The sequence below is a fragment of the Mesorhizobium sp. M7A.F.Ca.CA.001.04.2.1 genome (assembly GCF_003998485.1).
Lineage (GTDB): Bacteria > Pseudomonadota > Alphaproteobacteria > Rhizobiales > Rhizobiaceae > Mesorhizobium > Mesorhizobium ciceri.
This window is the reverse complement of record NZ_RZQT01000016.1, coordinates 16,169-37,825: the sequence shown is the minus strand read 5'-3', so window position 1 is coordinate 37,825 and position 21,657 is coordinate 16,169. Positions and strand designations below refer to the sequence as shown.

Genomic DNA, 21,657 nt, shown 5'->3' with positions numbered 1-21,657 from the left:
CCCGATCCTTTTCGACTGGCGCGATCGATCTATTCGGCGGCCAGCGCCAGTTGCGGCTTTTCGGCTTCCTGGCTCAGTTCCAGATCGTCCGTCCGTCCCTCCGCCCCGCGCTTCTTCGGCTCCCGGCCGAAGAACAGGGCGTAACCGGCCGGCAGGACCAGGATGGTCAGCACCGTGGCAACCAGGATGCCGCCCATCATGGCGTAGGCGAGCGGACCCCAGAAGACGCCGCGCGAGATCGGGATCAGCGCCAGCACCGCCGTCAGCGCCGTCAGCGTGATCGGCCGGAAACGGCGAACGGCCGAACCGATGATGGCCTCGTAGCGGTCCATGCCCGCGGCGATGTCCTGGTCGATCTGGTCGACCAGGATGATCGAGTTGCGCATGATGATGCCGAGCAGCGCGATGACGCCGAGAATGGCGACGAAGCCGAACGGCGCACCGCTGATCAGGAGTGCCGCGGCAGCACCGATAATGCCAAGCGGACCGGTCGCCAGCACCAGCATCGCCTTGCCGAAGTTCTGCAGCTGGATCATCAAAAGCACGACAATGACGGCCAGCATGATCGGTGCCTTGGCGGCGATCGAAGCCTGGCTTTCCGCCGAATCCTCCGCACCGCCCTGGATTTCGATCTTGTAACCGGGCGCCAGACCCGCACGCAGGTCCTTCATGTCGTTGTACATCTTGGTGACGACGTCGTTGGACTGCACGCCGTCGGGCAAGGTGGCGCGCACGCTGATGGTCGGCAGGCGGTCGCGGCGCCATTCGATGCCTTGCTCCAGCACCGGCACCACCTTGGCCACCTGCGACAGCGGCACGAAACCGCCGAAGTCGGTCGGGATATAGACCGAGTCGACCGAGGACAGCAGGCTGCGGCTGGCATTCGGCTCGCGGGCGACGATGGACACCGTCTCCTCGCCGTCGCGGAAGTCGTCGAGCGGCGCGCCGGACATCGTCGCCTGCAGCATCTGGCGGATGCGCTGCGAGGTGACGCCGAGTGCGCGGGCACGATCCTGGTCGATGACCAGCTTCATCGCCGGAACCGGCTCCAGCCAGTCATCATGCACGGCGCCAAGCAGCGGATCTTCACGGAACTTCGCCTTCACCTGGTCGGCGATGCGGCGCACCTCCTGGCGATCCGGCCCCATGACGCGCATCTGCACCGGCCAGCCGGTCGGCGGACCGAGGAACAGACGATCGACCTTGGCACGGATGGACGGGAAGTCTTGCGCCAGAACGGTGCGCAACTTGACGATCAGACGCTCGCGAGCCGGTTCGTCATTGGCCATGACGAGCAACTGGGCAAAGTTGGGGTTGCTCAGCTGCTGGTCGAGCGGCAGGAAGAAGCGCGGCGCGCCCTCGCCGATATAGGTGGCGATGAAACGCTTGTCCTTGTCGTCCATCATCTTGGTCTCGAGCGCCTTGGCCTGCGCCTCGACTTCCTTGATGCTGGTGCCTTCCGGCAGCCAAAGGTCGACGAGGATTTCCGGCCGCGACGATTGCGGGAAGAAGTTCTGCGGAATGAACTGGAAAGCCCACAGGCTGGTGCCGAAGGTGACCAGCGTCATCACCAGGACGATGATGCGATGGCGCACGGCCCAGCTGACGGTGGCACGAAGCCGGCGGTAGAAACGCGTGTCGAAGACATCGTGATGGCTGCCGGCATGCTTGCGCTGCTTGAGGATCATGTTGCCGAGCCATGGCGTGAAATAGACCGCGACGAACCAGGAGACGATCAGCGCGATGCCGACGACATAGAACAGCGTGCGGACATATTCGCCGGCGGTCGAGGCCGCGAAGCCGACCGGAATAAAGCCGGCCGTGGTGATCAGCGTGCCGGTCAGCATCGGGAAGGCGGTCGAGGAATAGGCGAAGCTCGCCGCCTCGACCTTGACCATTCCCTCCTCCAGCTTGCGCTCCATCATCTCGACGACGATCATCGCGTCGTCGACCAGAAGACCGAGCGCGATGATCAGCGCGCCGAGCGAGATGCGCTGCAGGTCGATGCCGAGCTCGTACATGATGGCGAAGGTCGCGGCCAGCACCAGCGGGATGGCGATGGCGATGACCAGGCCGGAACGCCAACCGATCGACAGGAACGAGACGACGAGCACGATCAGCAACGCTTCGCCAAGCGCATGCATGAACTCCGCCACCGCATCGGTGACGACGCCCGGCTGGTCGGAGATCTGGTCGACCGCAACGCCGTAGGGCAGCGCCTCTTCGAAGCGCTTGTAGGTGGCCTCGACATCCTTGCCGACATCGGTAACCTTGAAGCCCTTGGCCATGACGACGCCCAACTGCACGCTGTCGTGACCGTTGAAGCGGTACTTTCGCTGGAACGGATCCTGCAACCCCGAACTCACCGTGGCGATGTCGCCCAGCCTCGTGACCTGACCGCCGGCGCGCAGGCGCAGGTTCCTGATATCCTCGACCTTGCCGACATCGCCCTCGACGGAAATGCGCACCGAGTTGGTGCCGGTATCGACGGAGCCGGCCGGGTCGACATTGTTCTGTCCCTTGATCGCATTCTGCAGATCGGTCAGCGTCAGGCCGCGTTCGGCCAGGGCCTTGGACGAGACGTCGATGTAGAGCTTTTCAGGCTGGTCGCCGATGATGACGGCCTTCTCGACGCCGGGCGTCGTCAAAAGCATGTCGCGCGCCTGGATGGCGAACTTCTTCAGCTCGGGATAGCTGAAGCCGTCGCCGCTGATCGAATGCAGGGTGATGAAGGTGTCGCCGAATTCGTCGTTGAAATAGGGGCCGAGCAGACCTTGTGGCAAGTCACCGGCAATGTCACCGACCTTCTTGCGCACCTGGTAGAACGCGTCGGTCACCTCGGCGGTGTTGGTGTCGCCCTTGATCTGCACGGTGATGATGGCGCTGCCGGCGCGGGTGAAGGAGCGCACGAAATCGAGATGCGGCGTCTCCTGCAGCTTGCGTTCGATCTTGTTGACGACCTGGTCTTCCATCTCCTGGATCGAGGAGCCCGGCCAGATCGCCTGGACGACCATGACCCGGAAGGTGAAATCGGGATCTTCCTTCTGGCCCATGCGCATCAGGCCGAGCGCGCCGGAAATGATGATCAGGCCGAACAGGAACCGCGCAATGGCGGGATGGCCGATTGCCCAGCGCGACAGGTTGAAGGGCCGCTTCTCTTCCGTGGAATTGGTCATCGACGCTGGTCCATCTATCTAGCGCAACAAAATCGAGGGTTCGTAGTGGCTTCCGGGCGGCAAGGCTCTCCCAGCGGAGAAGCACTCATCGCGGTGGGACGCGAAATCGATGTGGGGTTACATCAATCGAGCGTCTCGGTCGGGCGCCTGCCGCCCGGAAACCAGCGGCTGCGGGAACGCGCAGCCGGTTGTCTGTCGTCAGCGCACCTGCTTGGCGTCGCCGTCCGCCGCGGATGCCGATTGCAGCGCCGTATCACCGGCGAGCTTCACCTTGAGGTTCTCGGTCATGAATTGCGTGCCGGCGGCGACCACGACATCGCCGGGTTTCAAACCCTCCGCGACACGCACGCCATCGGCGGCGAACTCGGCAACCTTGATCGGACGAGCATGAACGGTGTCGGCGCCACGATCAACGGTCCAGACGATCGATTGGGTGCCTTGCTCGGCCAGTGCGCTCAGGGGGATCGAGACCAGCTGCCGCTCATTGGCCGCCGTGGCTTCGATGCTGGCGGTCATGCCGAGCAGCACACGCGGATCGTTGGGCAGGCTGACGCGGACGGCAAAGGTGCGTGATTGCGGATCGGCGCTGCCGGCGACTTCGCGGACCTTGCCGTCGAGCGCCAGCGCATCATCCGACCAGAAGCCCGCCTTGACCGCCTTGCCCGCCTTGAATTCGGCGATTTCCATTTCGGGGACGGCGATCAGCACTTCCTTTTCGCCGTCGACAGCGACAGTGACAACCGGCGTGCCGGAACCGACCACCTGGCCAACGTCGGCGCTGACCGTGGTGACGATGCCATCCCTGTCGGCCTTGAGATCGGTATAACCGACCTGGTTCTTCGCCTGAGCCAGTGTCGAAAGGGCGGAATCACGGGTGGCGACCGCTTGGTCATAGGTCAAGGTCGCCTGTTCGAGCTGTGATTTCGGGGCAAAATTCTTGGCAAAAAGCTGCTCGGCACGCTTGCGGGCGAGTTCCACGGTCTCGACCTGCCGCTCGGCGGCATCGAGCGCTGCCTGCGCGCTCTTGACCGAAAGGTCGTAGTCAATGGGATCGATGCGGGCGAGCACATCGCCCGAGGCCACATGCTGGCCGATATCGACGAGGCGCTCGGTGATCTTGCCATTGACGCGGAATGCCAGAGCGCTCTCGGTGCGGGCCCTCACCGACCCGGAATAGGAGAGCGTGCGGGTGTCATGTACCTTCGCGATCTCGACAACCTTGACCGGGCGGATGATATCCTTGACTTCGGCTTTTTCCTGGCTGCAGCCGGCAAGCCCGAGAGTGGCGGTGACAAGCAGCACCGGGCCTACAGCCGGCAACCTGCCGATGATTGAACTGAACGAAGACACGCGCGTACTCCCGAAATGGAGATGAATCGTTGAAACCGGCGCCCGGCGGGCGGAGGCTACTTCAAGGCCTTGATTGCATAGTCGACGAGGTCGTCAGGCATTGCCCGGTTGGTCTTGGCAAGGCATTGCGCCACCATCTGCGGATGACACAGGATGACGGTCGCGGCGCCGAAACAGCGAGACGCGATAACCGGATCCTGTTTTCTGAACTCACCGGCCTCGATCCCGTCACGAATGATTTCCGCGAACAGGTCGTGAATGCTGTCGACATGCTTGTCGATCACACCCCAATCCCGTTCGAGGGCGACGATGACCATCTCGTGGACCTTCTGGTCGTCGAGCATGACCTCCATCGTCATCTTGTATTGCGCATGCACGTAGCGCCGGAGCCGCTCCTCGGCGCTGATCGGCAGGCGCGAAATCTCGTAGGCCATCTTGTAGCTGGCGCCGAGCATCCGGCCGCAGACGGCCTGGTGGATTTCGACCTTGGAGGCGAAGAAACGGTAGATGTTGGCCGGCGACATGCCGAGCTCACGCGCAATGTCGGCGACATTGGTCTTGCCGTAGCCATAGTGCCGGAACAGGCGCTCGGCGCAATCGAGAATGCGCGTTACATTTTCCTGTCGGGCGGCTTCGGCGACTATGGTGGCGGCTTCGGACATGATCCTCTATCGATTTACGAGTGACGAATTTTGATTTTCATCACTCGTAAATCGAAAAGAAGGACCTGTCAATGCGGATTCGGTATACACGTACGAATGGTGACAGATGGTGACAGTGAGAAGGTGGAATCGACGATCGCCGTTAGCGGCTGGCCCTGATGAATTCGTCATCCTAGGGCGAAGCAAGGAGCGAAGCGACGCGGCGCAGACCCTAGGATCCATGCCGCGACGTTGGTCAAAGAGTGCGACGGATCAACAGGTTTACACCGGTCAGCGAGCTGTAGCCTGCAGCCGCCATTCTCGACTGTCGGAGCTCGGCCGCAAGGTCACGGCATGGATCCCTGGGGCTGCGGAGCAGCTCCAGGGGTTTCCGCGACGTCGCTTCGCGACTGCTATACCCTAGGATGACGAAGCCCGCGACAAATTGTCGAGGCGAAGCATGGGTGGCGATGCAGCTAAGCCCCCTTGGCCATCTCGCGTAGCCGGAATTTCTGGATCTTGCCGGTCGAGGTTTTCGGGATTTCGGCGAAGATGACCGCCTTCGGCACTTTGAACCGGGCAAGCAGCGCGCGGCAGTGATCGATGATCTCGGCTTCGGTCGCGACCTTGCCGGGTTTCAGCTCGACATAGGCAACAGGCACTTCGCCCCATTTGTCGTCGGGCCTGGCGACGACGCCGCAAGAGGCAACCGACGGGTGCTTGTAGAGCGCGTCCTCGACCTCGATAGAGGAAATGTTCTCGCCACCGGAGATGATGATGTCCTTGGAGCGGTCCTTGAGCTGGATGTAGCCATCGGGGTGCATGACGCCGAGATCGCCGGAATGGAACCAGCCGCCGGCGAAGGCTTCGTCGCTCGCCTTGCGGTTTTTCAGGTAGCCTTTCATGACGATGTTGCCGCGGAACATGACCTCGCCGATTGTCTCGCCGTCGGCCGGTGTCGTCCGCATCGTCTCGGGGTCCATGACCGTCAGGCCTTCGAGCGCTGCATAGCGCACGCCCTGCCGCGCCTTCCTGGCGCTGCGCTCGCCCTTTTCGAGATCATCCCAGGCGCCGTGCCATTCGTTGACGACCGCCGGGCCATAGGTCTCGGTCAGGCCGTAGAGATGGGTGACGGCAAAGCCGGCATCCGCCATCCCCGACAGCACGGCTTCCGGCGGGGGTGCTGCAGCCGTGTTGAAAGTGACCGTCTGCGGAAATGCGCGCTTGTCGTCGTCCCTGGCATTGATCAGCACCGACATGACGACCGGCGCGCCGCACAGATGGGTGACGCCCTGATCGGCGATCGCATCGTAGATCGGCTTCGGCCGCACCCAGCGCAGACAGACATGGGTGCCGGCCTGGACGGCGAGCGTCCAAGGAAAGCACCAGCCATTGCAGTGGAACATCGGCAGCGTCCACAAATAGACCGCGTGCTTGGCCATGCCGGCATGGATGGTGTTGGTGTAGGCCATCAGGGCCGCACCGCGATGGTGGTAGACGACGCCCTTCGGATTGCCCGTCGTTCCGGACGTGTAGTTGAGCGAAATCGCATCCCACTCGTCGTCGGGCATCGACCAGGCGAAGTCCGCGTCGCCGCCTGCGACAAATGCCTCATAGTCCAGTGAGCCTACCCGCTCGCCCTTTGGGTACGGCGCGTCGGCGGCGTATTCGGGATCGTCATAGTCGATGACCAGCGGCTTGACCCTGGCCAGTTCCAGGGCCTGCTTGACGACGCCGGAGAATTCGCGGTCGACGATCAGCACCTTGGTCTCGGCATGATCGAGTTGGAAGGCGATGACCGCCGCATCGAGGCGGGTGTTGAGCGAATGCAGCACCGCCTTGGTCATCGGCACGCCGAAATGCGCCTCCAGCATCGGCGGCGTGTTTGACAGCATGACGGTGACGGTGTCGCCCTTGCCGATGCCGCGCTTCTGAAGGGCCGAGGCAAGCTTCAGCGACCGCTGCCAGAAAGTGCGATAGTCGATGCGCTGGCGGCCATGGATGATGGCGATATGGTCGGGATAGGTCTTGGCCGCGCGCTCCAGATAGGTGAGCGGCGTCAGCGGCTGATGGTTGGCCGCGTTCTTGTCGAGATCCTGTTCGTAAGGATTGCCCATCCCATGCTCCCCCGCGATTTTCTTTCAGACGTTCTAATCACAGGCTTGGGCCGCGTCACCACAAACGATGCCACGACGGAGCGCATTCGGCACAATGATGAACCAGATTCGGCGCAAGCGGGAGCATCGCATACCTCTGCCCAGTTTGACTTTTGTCGAGAGCCGTGAATAATGTCAGCTGAGGAGACGGCATGGCGATCCGACCGGCAGAACAACTCATCCACAAGGCCGCCTGGCTCTACTATGCCCATGGCCTGCGGCAGGACCAGGTGGCGAGCCAGCTTAACATTTCCCGTGCCTCGGTCGCCATGTACCTGCGCAAGGCGCGCGAGACCGGCATCGTCAACATCTCGACTTCGACCCAGCTTTTCACCGACGACGTGCTGGCGCGCAAGCTCGAGGATGCGCTGAGCCTCGACGCCGTCTGGATCGCGCCGGAGAATGATCATATTGCCGACCCGTCGACGGAAATCGCCGTGCTGGCGGCGAGCGTCTTTCTCGAACTGGTCAAGAAGGGCGACCGCATCGGCGTTGCCTGGGGCCGCACCGTCTATATGATTGCCGACGTCATGTCCTATGCCGATCTGCAGGATGTCACGGTGGTGCAGCTCTGCGGCAATCTCGGCGCGCCCTATTCCTATCGCCCCGACCAATGCACTATGGAGATCGCGCGGCGGCTCAACGCCAAAGGGCTCAATTTCTACGCGCCGCTGGTGCTGTCTACGGAAGAACTTGCGCGTGCGCTGCGTGCCGAGCCGGTGATCCGGGAACAATTGTCGGGTGTCGGCGAATGCGACCTGGCGTTATACTCGGTCGGCGCGGTCGACGCCGACAGCCATCTGGTCAAATGCGGCGCGCTGACGCCAAGTGAAATGGCGGATCTGCGCAGCCAAGGCGCTGCCGGCGTGATTGCCGGGCAGATCATAGACGCCGAGGGCAAGGTGCTCGACTGCAGTTATAACAGGCGGGTGATCTCCGCCGAGCTTGCATCGCTGCGCGCCATCGCCAGGCGGTTGGTGGTGGTGCAGGAGGACAGCAAGTTCGAACCGCTGCTCGCGGCGATCGCCGGCGGCCTTTGCACGCATCTGGTGGTCGGCGCGCACATGGCGCAGCGGCTCCTGGATCATGCTGCTGCCACGACAGAAAAGGCCTCCTAGGAAATCCCCTCTCCGTCGCCGGCGCATTGTCATCAAAGCGTCGCGGCATTCCTGTTTCACCATCAAAGACAAACAACCGGACGAAGCGAACATGAAGAATTTGTGGAATGACGAAGCAGCCGAAAAACTCGTCGCCGACTACGCGAAAAAGGGTGTCGGCCGCGACCTGGCGCTGCGCGTCTACACGACCCGGCTGCTCGGCGGCGAACCACGGCTGGTCCTGCATGGCGGCGGCAACACTTCTTGCAAGACGACGGCAACCGACCTCGTCGGCGACCAGTGGGACGTGCTGTGCGTCAAGGGCAGCGGCTGGGACATGGGCGTCATCGAGCCGCAGGGCCTGCCGGCGGTCAAGCTCAAGCCGCTGCTCAAGGCGCGCGCGCTGAACAGGCTGGCCGACGAGGACATGGTTGCCCTGCAACGCGTCAACCTCATCGATCCGTCCTCGCCCAACCCGTCGGTCGAGACGTTGCTGCATGCCTTCCTGCCGCACAAATTCGTCGACCACACGCACTCGACCGCCATTCTCGCCATCGTCGACCAGGAGGACTCCAAGCCGCTGGTGAAGACGGTTTTCGGCAGCAAGATGGGTTACGTGCCTTACATCATGCCCGGCTTCGACCTCGCCAAGGCGGCTGCCGACATCTTCGACGCCGATCCTGACGTCGAGGGCCTGATCCTCGACAAGCATGGCATCTTCACCTTCGGCGACGATGCGAAGCAGGCCTACGACCGGATGATCCATTATGTGAACGTCGCCGAGGACTATATTGCCGCAAGCGGCAAGCCGAAGGCGGCAAAGGCAGCCTTGCCGGCAAAGCTCGCGACGCCGGCGTCGATCGCGCCGATGCTGCGCGGCGCGGTGGCGGTAGCGCGCGGCGAAGGCCGCTTCGACCGAATGGTCAGCGATTTCCGCACTTCGCCGGCAATTGTCGATTTCATCAATTCAGCCGAGATCGCCGATTATGCCGGGCGCGGCGTCTCGACGCCCGATCTGTCGATCCGCATCAAGACCGGGCCGATGGCGCTGCCGGCGCCCGACGCGGACAAGGCCGGCGACTACAAGGCGGTGATCAAGAGCCATGTCGACGCGTTCGCCAAGGATTATCGCGCCTATTTCGAAACCAACGATGCGCTCGACGACGTCAAGCGCACCATGCTCGACCAGATGCCGCGGCTGACGCTGGTGCCCGGCCTCGGCATGTTCGGCCACGGCCGCACCCTGAAGGACGCGAAGATCGCGTCGGATGTCGGTGAGATGTGGATCGAGGCAGTGCGTGGCGCCGAGGCCGTCGGCCGGTTCCATCCGCTTTCCAAGGCCGACCTGTTCCCGCTCGAATACTGGTCGCTGGAACAGGCCAAGCTCGCCTCCAACAAGCCGAAGCCGCTGACCGGCCAGGTGGTGCTGATCACCGGCGGTGCCGGCGCGATCGGTGCAGCGACGGCAAAGCTGTTCGCCGACAATGGCGCCCATGCCGTCGTCGTCGATCTCGACGCCGAAAAAGCCGCCGATGCAGCGAAGAAAGCCGGCAACAATTCGATCGGCGTCGCCGCAGACATCACCGACCCGGCACAGGTGCGTGCCGCCTTCGACAAAGCGGTCGCCGTGTTCGGCGGTGTCGACATCCTGGTTTCCAATGCCGGCGCTGCCTGGGAAGGCCGCATCGGCGAGCTCGACGATGCGCTTTTGCGCAAGAGTTTCGAGCTCAATTTCTTCGCCCACCAGTCGGTGGCGCAGAACGCCGTGCGCATCATGCTCGAACAGGGCACCGGCGGCGTGCTTCTGTTCAACACCTCCAAGCAGGCGGTCAACCCTGGCCCGAAGTTCGGCGCCTATGGCGTGCCGAAGGCGGCGACGCTGTTCCTGTCCAGGCAGTACGCGCTCGACTATGGCGCGCATGGCATCCGCTCGAACGCCGTCAACGCCGACCGTATCCGCTCGGGCCTCTTGACCGACGCCATGATCGCCAGCCGCTCAGGCGCGCGCGGCGTGTCGGAGAAGGACTACATGTCCGGCAATCTGCTCGGCCAGGAAGTGACGGCGCAGGACGTGGCGCAGGCCTTCCTGCATCATGCGCTGGCCGACCGCACCACCGCCGACGTGACGACCGTCGACGGCGGCAATATCGCGGCAGCGCTGCGGTAGGGAAAACCGGCCGAGACTGACGCAAAACAGGCGAAAGTATTCGGGATCTGCAGCTACAGCAGTTCTCGGATGCCTTCCCACGCCATTCTGCCCAACCGTGATTCGGCCTCGTCATTGCCGCCATGTGCATGCAATGTCGAGCGTGGTGTGTTCTCGCCAGGCAAGAGAATGCGATGCCCCGCATCCGGCGATGACACGAGATGTGTGATCTTGCCTGCTTCGCTGCGCCGCCGAACAATCTCTGTCGCGAACCATAGGGAGGGCCACAGCGCATCGTCGCCGCCTGCGACCAGCAGGATCTCGGCCGATGCCGTCTCAACGGGGATGGTCGCCGCAGCCGCTTCCTGCCTGGAGGTTTTCAAGCAATGTTCGAAGAGTCCCCTGTAGGATACCAAGCCATCCACGTATTCTGGTGTCCAGTTTGGATCCGTCGGCACAAACGGCAGGGGGATTCCGTCGAGCGACCATGAGGATCGTTCAGGCCAGCTGACGCCATCCCGGCCAGCACCAATATTTCCCCAAATCACCGATGACGGGCTGATGGCGACCACAGCGTCGATGCGCGGGTCATGGACCGCCGCAAGCAGTGAGGCCTCGGCACCCTTGGATGTGCCGACATAGACGATGCGGTGGCATCCTGTTTCAAGGAGACAATCGGTTGCCGCGAAGAAGGTTTCGAGGGGAATTTCGCATATTCCGGGAGGCTGGCCCTCACCGCCGAACCATTGCAGGGCCAAAGCCGACGAGCCCTCGTTTGCAAAGAGCCGTGCGCGCCCAACATCGACGCGGGCACTCGACCCACCCAACACCACGACACCCGTGGTGGCCTGCGGGCATCGAAACAAGGTTCCGGCGACGGCGCCGGATAGGTTTTCCTCGATTGCCGCCTGAGCTTCCATATACGCACCGAACCTTGGGCCGGAGCCTGGCGCCGGCTGCAGATATTCGGCAAAAAGGCCGCCTGCAGCAAGCGGCTGCAGGCGGCCTTCGATTGCGAAAGTTACTTGGCGTTCGGGTTCGGCATCCAGGCCGGCATCGCGACATCGGCGTGGGCGAACTGCGGCAGCTTGGCCGACAGGTCCTCCATGTTCTTGATGTCCTTGTCGATGAGGTCCTTCTGGGTGATCAGTGTCGGCGGCACGACGACGTTGTGGCCCGGATCTTCACCGGCCAGCAGCTGTGCCAGCGCACGCACCGAGACCTGGCCGACGACGGCCGGATTGGTCGCGGCGGTCGCAGCCCAGGCGCTGTCGGGCTCGCGCATCGCAGCGATGTCCGAGGTCGAAATGTCGGCCGAATAGATCTTGATGCCCTTGTTCAAGCCCGCTTCGTCGACAGCGATCTTCACGCCCTTGGCGAATTCGTCATAGGGAGCGAACATCACCTTGATGTCGGGATGCGCCGTCAGCACCGAACGCGCCTGGTTGGCGACGGAGTTGGCGATCGGATTGTCGAGCGTGCCGAACATCGCGACTTCCTTGATGCCGGCATATTTCTTCTTGACGTCAACCCAGGTCTCGTTGCGGCGGTCGAGCGGCGCGATGCCGGCGACATAGACATAGCCGGCATTCCAGCTCTCGCCATTGTCCTTGACCGCCTGCTCGAGCGCGAGGCGGGCCAGGTCGCGATCGGACTGTTCGATCTGCGGGATCTTGGGGTTTTCGACATTGACGTCGAAGGCCACAACCTTGATGCCGGCGTCGACCGCACGCTGCGCGGCGTCCTTCATCGATTCGGTCAGGCCGTGCTGGATGATGATACCCTGCACGCCGAGCGCGATGGCCTGATCGACCATGTCGGACTGAAGAGCCGCATCCTGGCGGCTGTCGAGGACGCGCAGGTCGATGCCGAGCGCCTTCGACTGCGCCTCGACGCCCGAGAGATAGGCCTGGAAGAAGTCGCCGGTCGAGAGATAGCGCACCAGCGCGATCTTGACGCCGGGCTTGTCGAAGGGCGCCGGCTTGTCCGCGGCAAAAGCCGGAAACTGCATCAGCATGGTTGCGCCGGCCAATCCGAGCGCCACCTTCCCCAGAAGTCTTCTTGTAATGCTCACTTTGTTTTCCTCCACTCTTGTTGAACTCGAAAATCCTGTTCCGGTCGAAAGCTATCTCCTGCCCCTGCCCGAAAGCGCAAAGGTGAAGACAAGGGCGACGACCAGAACCACGCCCTTGATGAAATCCTGCGTGTAGTAAGGCGCGTTCATCATCGTCAGGCCTTGCAGCAAGATGCCGACGAACAGCGCGCCGATGGCGGTGCCGAACGCATTCGGCTTGGCGGCACCCAGCACCGCGTAGCCGATCAGCGCCGCGGCAACCGCATCGAGCAGCAGATTATTACCCGAGGCGATGTCGCCGCGTCCAAGCCGGGCAGCGAGCAAAATGCCGCCGATCGAGGCAAAAACACCTGAAATGACGTAAGCCCAGATCTTGTATGCCTTGACAGGCGCACCGGCGAGTTCGGCGGCGCGCTCATTGCTGCCGACGGCATACATCATGCGGCCGAAACGGGTGTATTCGAGGAAGAACCAGATCAGCACGGCGAGCACGAGCAGCACCACCACCGACACTGGGATGAGGTTCGGGATGAAGAAGTCGAAGCGGTGGCGGCCGAGCGCCAGGAAGGCGTCGGAGAATTTGCCGTTGGCGACCGAACCGTCCGGCATGGTCATGCCGGTGGCGATCGAGCGGCCTTCGGTTGGAATGCGCTGCAGGCCGACGAGCAGGAACATCATGCCGAGCGTCGCCAGCAGATCGGGCACACGCATGTAGACGATCAGCCAGCCATTGATCAGGCCGACGATGGCGCCGATGAGCAGGCAGACGACGACCGCGACAAGGGCGTTCTGCTCCAGCACCACCATGACATAGGCGGCCGCCATCATGGCTGAGGTGGCGACCGAGCCGATCGATAGATCAAAACCTCCGACGACCAGCGTGGCGGTGACGCCGAGCGCCAGCACGCCGGTGATGGCGACCGACTGGAAGATGAAAACCGCACTTTGCGGCGAAACGAAACCGTCGGCGGCGATCGAGAAATAGGCGACGAGCCCGAACAAGAGCACGATGAAGCCGTAGCGGATGGCGTGGTCGCGCAATGTCATTCGGCGCTCCCGCGCGCTGCTGCCGTTTTTAGCCAATCCGAACCCATGCTCTTTCCATTCCCATTCCTAACGCCCGTGCTCAGGCGGCACTGTGCAGCGGCCCGCCGGCGACCTCGGCCAACAGGCGGTCGAGATCGACATCGGCATTGCGGTGCTCGCCGACGATGGTCTGTTCCGACATGACCAGGATGCGATCGGCGGTCTCCAGCGCCTCGTCGAGTTCGGTGACGAACAGCAGCGTGGCGCGTCCGTTTGCACTGGCCCTGAGCTTGGCGGCGATGTCGCGCCGGGCGGAAATATCGACGCCCTGAAACGGCTCGTCCAGAATGAACAGTCTCGCATGCTGGGCCATCCAGCGGGCGACCATCACCTTCTGCTGGTTGCCGCCGGAGAGCTCCGACATCTCGTCCTTCTCGGAGCGGCAGACGATGCCCAGCTCCTCGATCTGCCGGCGCGCCGTGGCGCGTTCCAGACGGCGCTTGAGAACAGCGAAACGTGACATGCGCTTGTGAAACGGCAGGCTGATATTTTCCTGGATGTTGAAGCCGCCGACGATGCCGTTCTCGCCGCGGTCCTTGGCAACGAGGAACACGCCGGCGGCGATCGCCTCGCCGGCTGTTTCAGGCGCATAAGGCCTGCCGTTCAGCGTCATTGTGCCGGCCAGCGGCTGGCGCACGCCAAACAGCGTCTCGGCAAGCGCCGTCTTGCCGACGCCGACGAGGCCGGTGATGGCAACGACCTCACCGTCGCCGAGCGTCAGCGAGATCGGCCGCGCGCCTTGTGCGATGCGCAGACCGTCTATCTTGAAGACGGCATTGGCTGAATCCCTGACAACAATCCGGTCGAGATGGATCTTGCGGCCGAGCATGGCGTTGACCGCGCCTTCATAGTCGAGCGGTTTCTTGTCGAAAATGCCTGAGATGATCCCGTCCCGCATCGATACGATGCGGTCGGCCAGCCGCCTTATGTCCGACATACGGTGCGAGATGTAGAGGATGGCCACGCCTTGCTCGCGCAGCCTGTCGATCAGGGCAAACAGCCGATCAGCCTCGGCGCTGGAGAGCGATGAGGTCGGCTCGTCGAGGATCAGCACTTTCGGCTTGTGCGCCAGCGCGCGGGCAATCGCCACCATCTGGCGATCGGCCAGCGAAAGATCACTCACCCGCGCCTTCAAATCGATGGCCAGCCCCATGCGGTCGGCAACCGCCTTGGCCTCTCGCCGCACGCGCATTGGATTGAACAGGGTCGGCGCACCGCTGCCGCTCAGCCGGTCCAGCGTCAGGTTGGTGGCGACATCGAGATCGGCAACGACACCGTCATTGATGTTCTGGTGCACGGTGACGACGCCGGCGCGGATCGCCTCGGCCGGGGTTTTCGGCGCGAAATCCTGGTCGGCGAGCACCATCGTCCCGCCGCCGCGTTCATAGACACCAGAGATGATCTTGACGAGGGTGGATTTGCCGGCGCCGTTGGCGCCCATCAGCACGGTCACTTCACCGGCATACAGTTCCAGCGAGACGCCGCCAAGCACCTCGTTATGGCCAAAGGATTTCCTCAGTCCCTCTACGCGGAACACGGCATTGCCGACCATGCGTTCCTCCCTGACATGACGCTATGAGCTGCATCGGCAATTGTCAACACGATTGACAATTGCCAGATCGCTTCCTAGCTTGGCCCGGCCGCCACGCCTCCGTTATGTTGGAAGCGCATATGCGGGAGGATAACGATGACTGAAGAATTGCCGTTCGAAGCCCTGTCGGTCGAAACCCTGGCTGCACGCCTTGGCGGCAACGAGGCGCTGTGCGCGAAGATCGGCAAGGACACCGGCGCCTGGAAGGTCCGCGAGGTCGGCGACGGCAATCTCAACCTGGTGTTCATCGTCGAAGGCGCCAGCGGTGCGGCCGTGGTCAAGCAGGCCCTGCCCTATGTCCGCCTGGTCGGCGACAGCTGGCCGCTGCCGTTGAAGCGCTCCTTCTTCGAATATCACGCGCTGACCAGGCAAGAGGCGCGCGCGCCGGGCTCGGTGCCGGCGATCCATTATTTCGGTGAATGCCAGGCGCTGATCATCATGGAATATCTTGCGCCGCCGCATATCATCCTGCGCCGTGCCCTGATCGACGGCCGCCAACTGCCGAACATCGCCCGGGATATCGGCCTGTTCATGGCCCGGACGCTGTTTCGCGGCTCCGACCTGCATATGGCCGCCAAGGACCGCAAGGCCGATCTGGCGCTGTTCGCCGACAATGTCGAGCTTTGCGACATCACCGAAAACCTGGTGTTCTCCGATCCCTATTTCGATGCCAAGATGAACCGGCACACCTCGCCGCAGCTCGACGGCCTGGTCGCCGAACTGCGCGCCGACCGCGACCTCAAGGTCGAGGCGCAGCGGCTGAAGCACATCTTCGCCGCCAATGCCGAAACGCTGCTGCATGGCGACCTGCATTCCGGTTCGATCATGGTCACCGACACGGAGACCCGGATGATCGACCCGGAGTTCGCCTTCTACGGCCCGATGGCTTTCGACGTCGGCATGCTGCTTGCCAATTTCTGGATGTCCTTCTTCTCGCAACGCGGCCACGAACAGAAGGGCAAGCGCGACGCCATGCGCGCCTATCTGCTCGGTGTGACGGTCGAGACCTGGTCGGTGTTCCGCGCCGAGTTTTCGCATCTATGGCGCAGCGAGCGCACCGGCATGCTCTACCAAAAGAGCCTGTTCGAGGACCAGGGCGACATCCTTGCCTCAGAGCAGGCGCTCGACCATGTGCTGCACCAGATCTGGACCGACCTGCTAGGCTTTGCCGGCGTCGAAGTGCACCGGCGCATCCTCGGTCTCGCTCACAATGCCGATTTCGAGACCATTGCCGACGAGGATCTGCGCGCCAGTTGTGAAGCAAAGGCGCTGAAATTCGGCCGCCACCTCGCCGTCAACCGGCGCCAGATCCACAGCATCGACGAGGTCAACCAACTGGCCGCGTTGATCGAACAGGAGAGCAGCATTTGAACGTCGGCGACCGCCACTATCGCACCATCTGGCTGAGCGACGACGGGCGTTCGGTCGATATCATCGACCAGCGCTGGCTGCCGCATGATTTCCGCATCGAGAGGATCGGCACGGTTGCCGGCATCGCCACCGCCATCCGCGACATGTGGGTGCGCGGCGCGCCGCTGATCGGCGTCACCGCTGCCTATGGCGTCGCCATGCAGATGGCCGACGATGCGTCGGATGCAGCGCTCGACGCCGTGTGGGAGACCCTGCACGAGACGCGGCCGACCGCGATCAATCTGCGCTGGGCGCTGGACGAAATGCGGCGCTTCCTGCGGCCTTTGCCTACCGAACAACGCGGTGCAGCCGCCTATCGGCGGGCCAGTGAGATCGCCGACGAAGATGTCGGCCTCAACCGCGCCATCGGCGAGAACGGTCTCACCATCATCAAGGCGATCGCGGCGCGCAAGCAGAAGGGCGAGCCGGTCAACATCCTGACCCATTGCAATGCCGGCTGGCTGGCGACGGTCGATTACGGCACGGCGACCGCGCCGATCTACCTGGCCACAGAAGCCGGCATTCCGGTCCATGTCTATGTCGACGAGACGCGGCCGCGCAACCAGGGCGCCCAGTTGACCGCCTGGGAGATGGCCGGGCACGGCGTGCCGCACACGCTGATCGTCGACAATGCCGGCGGCCATCTGATGCAGCGCGGCGCAATCGACATGGTCATCGTCGGTACCGACCGCACCACGGCCGACGGCGATGTCTGCAACAAGATCGGCACCTATCTCAAGGCGCTCGCCGCCGCCGACAACGACGTGCCGTTCTATGTCGCGCTGCCGTCGCCGACCATCGACTGGACGGTGCATGACGGACTGGCCGAAATCCCGATCGAGCAACGCTCGGCCGACGAGGTCTCGCTGGTCTGGGGCAAGACCGCCGCCGGCGAGATTGCCCAGGTGCGCATTTCGCCTGAGACGACGCCGGCGGCCAACCCGGCCTTCGACGTGACGCCGGCGCGGCTGGTGACCGGCCTGATCACCGAGCGCGGTGTCGCCAAGGCCTCGCGCGAGGGCCTGAAGCAGATGTTTCCCGAGCGGGCGTAGCCGCTCGCTTCTAGTACAGAGGCTCGGCCATGTGCTTGGGTGTCGGCCAAGTCTCGGTGATACCCGGCTGCACCGGCCGCTCCAGATAGGTCGAGAGCACCACATAGCTGCGCGTCGAGGTGACGCCCGGCGTTTCGTAGAGGCGCGCCAAAAGGCCTTCGAGGGCCCTGGTGTCTTCGGTGCGGACCTTCAGCAGCATGCAGGTGTCGCCGGCGACGGTATGGATTTCCTCCACTTCGGGATATTGCGAGACCGCCATCAGTTCCGGCGTCTTTCCCCAGCCCCTGGTGTCGATATGGACAAAGGCGAGCAAAGGCTTTTTCACCGCCCGGGGATCGATGATGGTGACCGTGTTGCGGATGGCGCCGCTGCGCCGGAGCCGTTTGACCCGCTCATGCGCTGCCGGTGGCGACAAGCCGACGCGATCGCCGAGTTCGGCGTAGCTGATCGTGGCATCATCGACCAGGACACCTAATATTCTTCGGTCTATCGCGTCGAGATCGCGGGCCGCCGGCCTGTTCTGCAGAATGCCATCTGTTTCTTCATCCATGGCGAAATTCCTGGTTCTCCGCTGAATAGAATACGGCCATTATGCCGATATGTCGAACATTGATCAACTTGCACCATTGACTGCCCGAGCCCCGATCCCGGCGCTTGCCTATCTGTTGACGGGCTGCATCGCGGTCATCGGCTCGAACTCGCTGGTGCTGGGTCCGATTGCACCGGCTGTCGCCTCGTCGTTCGGCACCAGCGTGCCGGCCGTGATGATTGCGGCGGCCGCGTTCGGCCTCGGCACCTCTGCCAGCGCGCTGTTCCTGGCGCGCTACATCGACCGGCTCGGTGCTCGCAGAATGCTGCAGGGCGCACTGCTGCTGTTGGCACTGGCGCTGGTCGCCAGCGCCGCGGCACCCACGGTGATCATGCTGGTCGCCGCACAGCTGCTGGCCGGCATCGCCGCCGGCGTCGCCATGCCGGCGATCTATGCCAGCGCGGCGGCCATTGCTCCTCCGGGCAGGGAGAGCGGCACGATCGGCGTCGTGCTGACCGGATGGACACTCAGCATGGTTGCCGGCGTTTCGCTTTCGGCCGTGCTTGCCGATCTGGTGCATTGGCGCGCCGTTTTCGCAGCGGTCGCGGTGCTTGCGGCCCTTGCATGGATGGGGCTGACAGCGACGTCGCTCAGCGACATCAGGAAGGCCGGACCGGCGCCCGCCCGGCTGGAAGCGCTCGGCATTCCCGGAATCCTGCCGCTGCTGGTCGCGTGCGCGGCCTTCATGACTTCGTTCTACGGCGTCTATGGCTATCTCGGCGACCATCTTCATGTCGGGCTTGGACAGCCGGTGAGCGCCAACGGCCTGGCGGCGCTTGCCTACGGCATAGGCTTCGGGACGGCTGCTCTGCTCGACGGCATCATCGACAGACTGGGTGCGCGGCGCGTCATGCCGTTTGCCTATCTTCTTGTCGCCGTGGTCTACGTCGCGATGGCCGCGACGAGCGGCAGTTTCGGGCTGACCCTGACCATGGTGGCAATCTGGGGACTGGCCAATCATTTCGGCCTGAACGTCCTGGTGATGCGCCTGTCTGCGCTCGATCCGTCGCGGCGCGGCACGATCATGGGGCTGAACAGTGCGGTGACTTACCTCGCGGTCTTTGTCGGCACCACCAGCTTCGGGCCGCTTTATTCCAACTTCGGCTTTGCTGTCTGCGTGATGGTTGCAGCACTGCTCATGCTGATCGCCGCATCGGCGGCGGCGTGGCGCACGCGGTAGTCGAACGTGCTTGGCCCAACCTTCTCACGGTTGACAGCAGCGTCCTGCCCTTTCATACAAAGCCGTTAATGTTCTCAGGGCGGGGTGAAAGTCCCCACCGGCGGTAAGGGTTTCTACCCAAGCCCGCGAGCGCTTTCCGGTCCACGCATCAATGCGTGGATTCTTAAGTGCTAGAGCGTCCTTTACGCGTCCAAGGGACGCGTGGCGCTCTAGTGGAAAGGTCAGCAGATCCGGTGTGATTCCGGAGCCGACGGTTACAGTCCGGATGGAAGAGGACGAAACGGAAGCCGGCCCGCTTTTTGCGGGCTTAATCCGTATCGTGCGTCCTGATTCTGGTTCGAAACGGAAGGATGGACCCATGAATCAGCATTCCCATAAAGACTATGAAACGACCCGCATCGCCGTTATCCGCGCGCGCTGGCATGCCGACATCGTCGACCAGTGCGTACAGGCCTTCGAAGCTGAACTGGCCTCTCTGGGAGGCGAACGCTTCACCGTCGACATTTTCGACGTGCCCGGCGCCTATGAGATCCCCCTGCATGCCAAGACCCTGGCCGGGACCGGCCGTTATGCCGCGATCCTCGGCACAGCCTTTGTGGTCAATGGCGGCATCTACCGGCATGAGTTCGTCGCAAGTGCTGTCATCGACGGCATGATGAACGTGCAGCTGTCGACCGGCGTGCCGGTGCTGTCGGCGGTGCTCACCCCGCACAACTACCACGACAGCGCCGAGCACCACCGCTTCTTCTTCGAGCACTTCACCGTCAAGGGCAAGGAAGCGGCGAACGCCTGCGTGCAACTCCTGGCGGCGCGGGACCTGATCGCGGCCTGAGGTCGTCAAACTGGCCGGATTTCAGCCCTGCAACAAGAATTGCGATCGAGAAGCGCTCCGAAGGTTGCGGTTCCCTTGAAATCCCGCCAGAAGCATCAAGGGCCGACCGGCAAACCGGCCGGCCCGCGACGTTGCGCTTGAAACCAGATACGGGAGACTATTGGGTGGCTCGCATAACACTGAGACAATTGCTCGACCACGCCGCCGAATACGGCTATGGCGTGCCCGCTTTCAACATGAACAACATGGAACAGGGCCTCGCCATCATGGAGGCCGCCGAGGAGACCAAGTCGCCGGTCATCCTGCAGGCTAGCCGCGGCGCGCGCGCCTATGCCAATGACGTGGTGCTGGCCAAGCTGATCGACGCGCTGGTCGAAATCCATCCCGACATTCCGGTCTGCATGCATCTCGACCATGGCAACAACGAAGCCACCTGCGTCACCGCGATCCAGTACGGCTTCACCTCCGTCATGATGGACGGATCGCTGAAGGAAGACGGCAAGACGCCGGCCGACTACGCCTACAATTCCGGCATCACCAAGCGCGTCGTCGACATGGCGCATTGGGGCGGCGTGTCCGTCGAAGGCGAGATCGGCGTGCTCGGCTCGCTCGAGAGCGGCGGCGGCGAGCAGGAAGACGGCCACGGCGTCGAAGGCGCGATCAGCCACGACCAGCTTTTGACCGATCCCGAACAGGCGGTCGAGTTCGTCAAAGACACCCATGTCGATGCGCTGGCGGTTGCCATGGGCACCAGCCATGGCGCCTACAAATTCTCGCGCAAGCCGGACGGCGCGGTGCTGGCCATGAACGTCATCGAGGAGATCCATCGCCGGCTGCCGAACATGCACCTGGTCATGCACGGCTCGTCCTCGGTGCCCGAGGACCTGCAGGAGATCATCAACAAATATGGCGGCCAGATGAAGCCAACCTGGGGCGTGCCGGTCGAGGAGATCCAGCGCGGCATCAAGCACGGCGTGCGCAAGATCAACATCGACACCGACAACCGCATGGCGCTGACCGGCGCGATCCGCAAGGTGCTGACCGAGAACCCGAGCGAGTTCGACCCGCGCAAGTATCTGACACCGGCCATGGCCGCCATGCGCAAGCTCTGCAAGGAGCGCTTCGAACAGTTCGGCACCGCCGGCAACGCGCAGAAGATCAAGCCGCTGCCGGTCGCCGAAATGGCCAAGCGCTACAAGTCGGGCAGTCTGGACCCGAAGTTCGGCTGAGCTGAACGCTGGTATCGAGGGCAGGAGCGCGGCAGCGCCCTGCCCGTT

16 protein-coding genes and 1 riboswitch are annotated in these 21,657 nt (G+C 63.2%); of the genes, 7 read left to right on the top strand and 9 right to left on the bottom strand.

The features are described from left to right. Positions 1-29: 29 nt before the first annotated feature. From EN955_RS07830 to EN955_RS07810, 4 genes are all read right to left on the bottom strand, one after another. Complete coding sequence (locus EN955_RS07830; protein ID WP_013532913.1) at positions 30-3,176, bottom strand: efflux RND transporter permease subunit; 3,147 nt, start codon at positions 3,174-3,176, stop codon at positions 30-32. Between the two features lie 198 nt (positions 3,177-3,374). Continuing rightward, on the bottom strand, positions 3,375-4,526 hold the full coding sequence (locus EN955_RS07825) for an efflux RND transporter periplasmic adaptor subunit (protein ID WP_024502583.1): 1,152 nt from the start codon (positions 4,524-4,526) through the stop codon (positions 3,375-3,377). A gap of 56 nt (positions 4,527-4,582) precedes the next feature. Then, entirely contained in the window at positions 4,583-5,188 is a 606-nt protein-coding gene (locus EN955_RS07820; RefSeq protein ID WP_013532915.1) for a TetR family transcriptional regulator, read from the bottom strand. A 455-nt stretch (positions 5,189-5,643) separates the two neighbouring features. Further along, positions 5,644-7,284: an acyl-CoA synthetase gene (locus tag EN955_RS07810; RefSeq protein ID WP_024502582.1), complete on the bottom strand. Its 1,641-nt coding sequence runs from the start codon at positions 7,282-7,284 to the stop codon at positions 5,644-5,646. A 191-nt stretch (positions 7,285-7,475) separates the two neighbouring features. On the opposite strand from EN955_RS07810, the gene EN955_RS07805 reads away from it, so the two are divergent. Together EN955_RS07805 and EN955_RS07800 are read left to right on the top strand one after the other, a co-directional pair. Then, positions 7,476-8,441 carry a sugar-binding transcriptional regulator gene (locus EN955_RS07805; RefSeq protein ID WP_013532917.1) on the top strand — a complete coding sequence of 322 codons (966 nt, stop codon included), beginning with the start codon at positions 7,476-7,478 and terminating at the stop codon, positions 8,439-8,441. 91 nt (positions 8,442-8,532) lie between these two features. Next, positions 8,533-10,587 (top strand): bifunctional aldolase/short-chain dehydrogenase, encoded by a 2,055-nt coding sequence (locus EN955_RS07800; protein WP_024502581.1) that lies wholly within the window; start codon positions 8,533-8,535, stop codon positions 10,585-10,587. A gap of 53 nt (positions 10,588-10,640) precedes the next feature. Here EN955_RS07800 and EN955_RS07795 read toward each other — a convergent pair whose 3' ends face one another. The 4 genes from EN955_RS07795 to EN955_RS07780 form a co-directional block, all read right to left on the bottom strand. After that, positions 10,641-11,486 carry an acyl-CoA thioester hydrolase/BAAT C-terminal domain-containing protein gene (locus EN955_RS07795; protein ID WP_024502580.1) on the bottom strand — a complete coding sequence of 282 codons (846 nt, stop codon included), beginning with the start codon at positions 11,484-11,486 and terminating at the stop codon, positions 10,641-10,643. A 101-nt stretch (positions 11,487-11,587) separates the two neighbouring features. Beyond that, positions 11,588-12,640 (bottom strand): substrate-binding domain-containing protein, encoded by a 1,053-nt coding sequence (locus tag EN955_RS07790; protein WP_013532920.1) that lies wholly within the window; start codon positions 12,638-12,640, stop codon positions 11,588-11,590. Positions 12,641-12,691: 51 nt separating this feature from the next. Beyond that, entirely contained in the window at positions 12,692-13,687 is a 996-nt protein-coding gene (locus EN955_RS07785; RefSeq protein WP_013532921.1) for an ABC transporter permease, read from the bottom strand. A 79-nt stretch (positions 13,688-13,766) separates the two neighbouring features. After that, positions 13,767-15,278 carry a sugar ABC transporter ATP-binding protein gene (locus EN955_RS07780; RefSeq protein ID WP_024502579.1) on the bottom strand — a complete coding sequence of 504 codons (1,512 nt, stop codon included), beginning with the start codon at positions 15,276-15,278 and terminating at the stop codon, positions 13,767-13,769. Positions 15,279-15,413: 135 nt separating this feature from the next. On the opposite strand from EN955_RS07780, the gene mtnK reads away from it, so the two are divergent. Both mtnK and mtnA read left to right on the top strand, forming a co-directional pair. After that, positions 15,414-16,688, top strand: coding sequence for an S-methyl-5-thioribose kinase (gene mtnK, locus EN955_RS07775; RefSeq protein WP_024502578.1), 1,275 nt, complete (start codon positions 15,414-15,416; stop codon positions 16,686-16,688). After that, a complete protein-coding gene (gene mtnA / locus EN955_RS07770; protein WP_024502577.1) occupies positions 16,685-17,779 on the top strand; it encodes an S-methyl-5-thioribose-1-phosphate isomerase in 1,095 nt (364 codons plus the stop codon). Before mtnK ends, mtnA begins: the two co-directional genes overlap by 4 nt. Positions 17,780-17,789: 10 nt before the next feature. On the opposite strand, the gene EN955_RS07765 is transcribed toward mtnA, so the two are convergent. Continuing rightward, positions 17,790-18,329 (bottom strand): Lrp/AsnC family transcriptional regulator, encoded by a 540-nt coding sequence (locus EN955_RS07765; RefSeq protein ID WP_013532925.1) that lies wholly within the window; start codon positions 18,327-18,329, stop codon positions 17,790-17,792. Positions 18,330-18,378: 49 nt separating this feature from the next. Between EN955_RS07765 and EN955_RS07760 the strand changes: the two genes are divergently transcribed. The 3 genes from EN955_RS07760 to fba all read left to right on the top strand — a co-directional run bounded on the left by EN955_RS07760 (position 18,379) and on the right by fba (position 21,609). After that, on the top strand, positions 18,379-19,548 hold the full coding sequence (locus EN955_RS07760) for an MFS transporter (RefSeq protein ID WP_024502576.1): 1,170 nt from the start codon (positions 18,379-18,381) through the stop codon (positions 19,546-19,548). Between the two features lie 66 nt (positions 19,549-19,614). Next, positions 19,615-19,829, top strand: a riboswitch (FMN riboswitch). 77 nt (positions 19,830-19,906) lie between these two features. Then, the gene (locus EN955_RS07755) at positions 19,907-20,380 is read left to right on the top strand and encodes a 6,7-dimethyl-8-ribityllumazine synthase (RefSeq protein WP_024502575.1); all 474 of its coding nucleotides are present in this window, start codon (positions 19,907-19,909) and stop codon (positions 20,378-20,380) included. 164 nt (positions 20,381-20,544) lie between these two features. Continuing rightward, positions 20,545-21,609 carry a class II fructose-bisphosphate aldolase gene (fba, locus tag EN955_RS07750; protein ID WP_013532928.1) on the top strand — a complete coding sequence of 355 codons (1,065 nt, stop codon included), beginning with the start codon at positions 20,545-20,547 and terminating at the stop codon, positions 21,607-21,609. Positions 21,610-21,657 lie beyond the last annotated feature (48 nt).